Below are 466 nucleotides of genomic sequence, written 5' to 3'. Positions count from 1 at the left end.
TGGGCATGGTGTTCCAGAAGCCCAACCCCTTCCCGAAATCCATTTATGACAACGTGGCCTATGGCCCGCGTATTCACGGCCTGGCCAACAAGAAATATGACCTGGACGAAATCGTGGAAACCAGCCTGCGCAAGGCCGGGCTGTGGGAAGAAGTGAAAGACCGTCTGCACGCACCAGGCACGGGCCTGTCCGGCGGTCAGCAGCAGCGTCTGTGTATTGCCCGCACCATTGCGGTGAGCCCGGAAGTGGTGCTGATGGATGAGCCCTGTTCCGCGCTGGATCCCATTGCCACCGCCAAGATCGAAGAGCTGATCAGCGAGCTGAGCGAGTCTTATACCATCGCCATCGTGACTCACTCCATGCAGCAGGCCGCGCGGGTATCGCACCGTACCGCCTATTTCCACCTGGGTCGTCTGGTGGAAATGAATGATACCGAGACTGTGTTCACCAAGCCCGAACACGATCT

General features: G+C 58.6%; 1 protein-coding gene. It reads left to right on the top strand.

Annotated elements, in window-relative coordinates:
• Positions 1-466: phosphate ABC transporter ATP-binding protein (locus tag A3754_RS06730; protein WP_156496862.1), on the top strand; the 466-nt coding region annotated here is incomplete at both ends.

The sequence above is a fragment of the Alcanivorax sp. HI0083 genome (genome assembly GCF_001635175.1).
The sequence above is the reverse complement of the archived record's forward strand: the minus strand, read 5'-3'. Positions and strand labels throughout refer to the sequence as shown.